Below are 5,555 nucleotides of genomic sequence, written 5' to 3'. Positions count from 1 at the left end.
GTTGTTAACGCGAAATGGCCACCCAGCGTTGGGTGGCCATTTCGACTAAAAGGAGTCCGGCGGTGTCCTACTCTCCCACAGGGTCCCCCCTGCAGTACCATCGGCGCTGTGAGGCTTAGCTTCCGGGTTCGGAATGTAACCGGGCGTTTCCCTCACGCTATGGCCGCCGAAACACTATTGATGTTTCAATCAAAACCTAGGTTCACACGARTCGTGTGATCGAAGGTGGTTCTCGACCGTACATCGAGAACCACTCAGTGGACGCAAGCACCAACGAACGGTGTGTTATCAAGTCATCGGCTTATTAGTACCAGTCAGCTGCACACGTTACCGTGCTTCCACATCTGGCCTATCAACCCAGTAGTCTGGCTGGGAGCCTCTCACCCGAAGGTATGGAAGTCTCATCTTGAGGCCGGCTTCCCGCTTAGATGCTTTCAGCGGTTATCCATCCCGAACGTAGCTAATCAGCGGTGCTCCTGGCGGAACAACTGACACACCAGAGGTTCGTCCAACCCGGTCCTCTCGTACTAGGGTCAGATCCTCTCAAACTTCCTACGCGCGCAGCGGATAGGGACCGAACTGTCTCACGACGTTCTAAACCCAGCTCGCGTACCGCTTTAATGGGCGAACAGCCCAACCCTTGGGACCTACTCCAGCCCCAGGATGCGACGAGCCGACATCGAGGTGCCAAACCATGCCGTCGATATGGACTCTTGGGCAAGATCAGCCTGTTATCCCCGAGGTACCTTTTATCCGTTGAGCGACAGCGCTTCCACAAGCCACTGCCGGATCACTAGTCCCGACTTTCGTCCCTGCTCGACCTGTCAGTCTCACAGTCAAGCTCCCTTGTGCACTTACACTCGCCACCTGATTGCCAACCAGGTTGAGGGAACCTTTGGGCGCCTCCGTTACTTTTTGGGAGGCAACCGCCCCAGTTAAACTACCCACCAGGCACTGTCCCTGAACCGGATTACGGTTCGAAGTTAGATATCCAGAGTGACCAGAGTGGTATTTCAACAATGACTCCACGGTAACTGGCGTCACCGCTTCAAAGTCTCCCACCTATCCTACACAAGCCACACCGAACACCAATACCAAGCTGTAGTAAAGGTCACGGGGTCTTTCCGTCCTGCTGCGCGTAACGAGCATCTTTACTCGTAATGCAATTTCGCCGAGTTCGCGGTTGAGACAGTTGGGAAGTCGTTACGCCATTCGTGCAGGTCGGAACTTACCCGACAAGGAATTTCGCTACCTTAGGATGGTTATAGTTACCACCGCCGTTTACTGGGGCTTAAATTCTCAGCTTCGCCTTGCGGCTAACCGGTCCTCTTAACCTTCCAGCACCGGGCAGGCGTCAGTCCGTATACATCGTCTTGCGACTTGGCACGGACCTGTGTTTTTAGTAAACAGTCGCTACCCACTAGTCTCTGCGGCCTCCAAACGCTTTCGGAGCAAGTCCTAATACGTCGAAGGCCCCCCTTCTCCCGAAGTTACGGGGGCATTTTGCCGAGTTCCTTAACCACGATTCTCTCGATCTCCTTGGTATTCTCTACCTGACCACCTGAGTCGGTTTGGGGTACGGGCGGCTAGAACCTCGCGTCGATGCTTTTCTCGGCAGCATAGGATCATCCACTTTTTATCCGCATCGTGTCTCAGCCTCATGAGTCACGGATTTGCCTATGACTCGGCCTACGCACTTGCACCAGGACAACCATCGCCTGGCTTGGACTACCTTCCTGCGTCACACCTGTTAATACGCTAACCGCACCAGCATGGGGTCACGTGCTCCCCTCCACGGTGTCACCCGAAGGCAACGATGTGAAGGCTCGGACGTTTAGCACCACTGGATTAGCTTGGGCGGTTCTTCGCCGGTACGGGAATATCAACCCGTTGTCCATCGACTACGCCTGTCGGCCTCGCCTTAGGTCCCGACTTACCCAGGGAAGATTAGCTTGACCCTGGAACCCTTGGTCTTTCGGAGGACGTGTTTCTCACACGTCATTCGCTACTCATGCCTGCATTCTCACTCGTGTAGCCTCCACGGCTGGTTTCCACCGCCGCTTCGCTGGCCACACGACGCTCTCCTACCCATCAACACGGCTGGACCACGAAGGCCTACCAATAATGTCAATGCCACAACTTCGGTGGCGTGCTTGAGCCCCGTTACATTGTCGGCGCGGAATCACTTGACCAGTGAGCTATTACGCACTCTTTCAAGGGTGGCTGCTTCTAAGCCAACCTCCTGGTTGTCAGAGCAACTCCACATCCTTTCCCACTTAGCACGCGCTTTGGGACCTTAGTTGGTGGTCTGGGTTGTTTCCCTCTCGACTATGAAGCTTATCCCCCACAGTCTCACTGCTGCGCTCTCACTTACCGGCATTCGGAGTTTGGCTGACGTCAGTAACCTTGTAGGGCCCATCGGCCATCCAGTAGCTCTACCTCCGGCAAGAAACACGCAACGCTGCACCTAAATGCATTTCGGAGAGAACCAGCTATCACGAAGTTTGATTGGCCTTTCACCCCTATCCACAGCTCATCCCCTCAGTTTTCAACCTAAGTGGGTTCGGTCCTCCACGACGTCTTACCGTCGCTTCAACCTGGCCATGGATAGATCACTTCGCTTCGGGTCTAGGACATGCGACTGAATCGCCCTATTCAGACTCGCTTTCGCTACGGCTACCCCACACGGGTTAACCTCGCCACATATCGCTAACTCGCAGGCTCATTCTTCAAAAGGCACGCTGTCACACCTACCAGGGGTGCTCCAACGGTTTGTAAGCAAACGGTTTCAGGTACTATTTCACTCCCCTCCCGGGGTACTTTTCACCTTTCCCTCACGGTACTTGTCCGCTATCGGTCATCTGGGAGTATTTAGGCTTATCAGGTGGTCCTGACAGATTCACACGGGATTTCACGGGCCCCGTGCTACTTGGGATACTCTCCACGCCAGAACACGCATTTCGACTACGGGGTTGGCACCCTCTATGACCGGCCTTTCAAGACCGTTCGTCTATACGCTTCTGTAACGTCGCCAGCTCGGCAGAACTGACTGGTGAGTCCCACAACCCCGAATATGCAACTCCTGCCGGATATCACACACACTCGGTTTAGCCTGTTCCGGTTTCGCTCGCCACTACTAACGGAATCGCGGTTGCTTTCTCTTCCTGTGGGTACTGAGATGTTTCACTTCCCCACGTTCCCTCTACCCGCCCTATATATTCAGGCGGGAGTCACTAGGTCGGCACGCCGCCCAGCGGGGTTTCCCCATTCGGACACCCTCGGATCAAAACTTGCTTATCAGTTCCCCGAGGCTTATCGCAGATTGCTACGTCCTTCTTCGGCTCCAGATGCCAAGGCATCCACCGTTTGCTCTTAAAGACTTGAAATCACATGAGTTCGAATCAAAAACTCGACCCCACCCRAAGGCGGGATCAGAAATTGACTAATGATCTTTAAGATCATCTTGTGCAACCAGCTCGAAAGCCGGTCGCAAGATGCTCGCGTCCACTGTGTAGTTCTCAAAGTACGGGCGGTACCCTTCCCCACCTCCCACCAGGAGAGACGACGAAAGGCCCAGAGGTACAGACCGTCCCAGTCCGAAGACCAGAACCGCATCCGGTCCCTCAGGACCCAACAGCGTGCAGGTGCGACACCCGTCACCCTCCCCGTTCCCACCACCAAAGCGGCGTACTGAGGAAGAACAACATCCTTCGCACCATGTCAAATGTTCCACCCATGAGCTCCCAGCGAAGAACGTGTGCCTTCGAACTGGGTTCTGGACGCCGAAGCGTCAGATGCTCCTTAGAAAGGAGGTGATCCAGCCGCACCTTCCGGTACGGCTACCTTGTTACGACTTAGTCCTAATTACCGATCCCACCTTCGACGGCTCCCTCCACAAGGGTTAGGCCACCGGCTTCAGGTGTTACCGACTTTCATGACTTGACGGGCGGTGTGTACAAGACCCGGGAACGTATTCACCGCAGCGTTGCTGATCTGCGATTACTAGCGACTCCGACTTCATGAGGTCGAGTTGCAGACCTCAATCCGAACTGGGACCGGCTTTTTGGGATTCGCTCCACCTCACGGTATTGCAGCCCTTTGTACCGGCCATTGTAGCATGCGTGAAGCCCAAGACATAAGGGGCATGATGATTTGACGTCATCCCCACCTTCCTCCGAGTTGACCCCGGCAGTATCCCATGAGTTCCCACCATTACGTGCTGGCAACATAGAACGAGGGTTGCGCTCGTTGCGGGACTTAACCCAACATCTCACGACACGAGCTGACGACAACCATGCACCACCTGTTTACGAGTGTCCAAAGAGTTGACCATTTCTGGCCCGTTCTCGTATATGTCAAGCCTTGGTAAGGTTCTTCGCGTTGCATCGAATTAATCCGCATGCTCCGCCGCTTGTGCGGGTCCCCGTCAATTCCTTTGAGTTTTAGCCTTGCGGCCGTACTCCCCAGGCGGGGAACTTAATGCGTTAGCTGCGTCACGGAATCCGTGGAATGGACCCCACAACTAGTTCCCAACGTTTACGGGGTGGACTACCAGGGTATCTAAGCCTGTTTGCTCCCCACCCTTTCGCTCCTCAGCGTCAGTTACGGCCCAGAGATCTGCCTTCGCCATCGGTGTTCCTCCTGATATCTGCGCATTCCACCGCTACACCAGGAATTCCAATCTCCCCTACCGCACTCTAGTCTGCCCGTACCCACTGCAGGCCCGAGGTTGAGCCTCGGGATTTCACAGCAGACGCGACAAACCGCCTACGAGCTCTTTACGCCCAATAATTCCGGATAACGCTTGCGCCCTACGTATTACCGCGGCTGCTGGCACGTAGTTAGCCGGCGCTTTTTCTGCAGGTACCGTCACTTTCGCTTCTTCCCTGCTAAAAGAGGTTTACAACCCGAAGGCCGTCATCCCTCACGCGGCGTTGCTGCATCAGGCTTCCGCCCATTGTGCAATATTCCCCACTGCTGCCTCCCGTAGGAGTCTGGGCCGTGTCTCAGTCCCAGTGTGGCCGGTCACCCTCTCAGGCCGGCTACCCGTCGACGCCTTGGTGAGCCATTACCTCACCAACAAGCTGATAGGCCGCGAGCCCATCCCCAACCGAAAAATCTTTCCAAACGCAGACCATGCGGTCACGTCACATATCCAGTATTAGACGCCGTTTCCAGCGCTTATCCCAGAGTCAGGGGCAGGTTGCTCACGTGTTACTCACCCGTTCGCCACTGATCCCACAGAGCAAGCTCCGTGTTCACCGTTCGACTTGCATGTGTTAAGCACGCCGCCAGCGTTCATCCTGAGCCAGGATCAAACTCTCCGTAAAAAGAAATTGCATACCCCACCGGGAAAAACGGTGACGCAGCGAGTTTGAAACTGACCAAAGAGATAAATCATTGCTGACTATCCATCGCCAACCCCACAAAGAGGTTGGTCTTTGATCCAAAGGAATTCTCACCCAGCCGAAGCTGAACGAGGATAATTTGGCATTTGACAAGTGCACGCTGTTGAGTTCTCAAGGATCGGATGCTCCCACGACCCAGCCATCACA

The 5,555-nt window shown here is 54.9% G+C and carries 3 rRNA genes; all 3 read right to left on the bottom strand.

The features are described from left to right. Positions 1-54: 54 nt before the first annotated feature. Positions 55-171 (bottom strand): 5S ribosomal RNA (rrf, locus tag KE274_RS16325). Between the two features lie 113 nt (positions 172-284). After that, positions 285-3,386 (bottom strand): 23S ribosomal RNA (locus tag KE274_RS16320). 419 nt (positions 3,387-3,805) lie between these two features. Beyond that, positions 3,806-5,330 (bottom strand): 16S ribosomal RNA (locus KE274_RS16315). Together the 16S, 23S and 5S rRNA genes form the textbook arrangement of a ribosomal RNA operon. Between the last annotated feature and the right edge of the window lie 225 nt (positions 5,331-5,555).

The sequence above is a fragment of the Microbacterium paraoxydans genome (assembly GCF_018224615.1).
In the GTDB taxonomy this organism is placed as follows: domain Bacteria; phylum Actinomycetota; class Actinomycetes; order Actinomycetales; family Microbacteriaceae; genus Microbacterium; species Microbacterium paraoxydans_B.
This window is presented reverse-complemented; position numbering and strand designations above follow the sequence as displayed.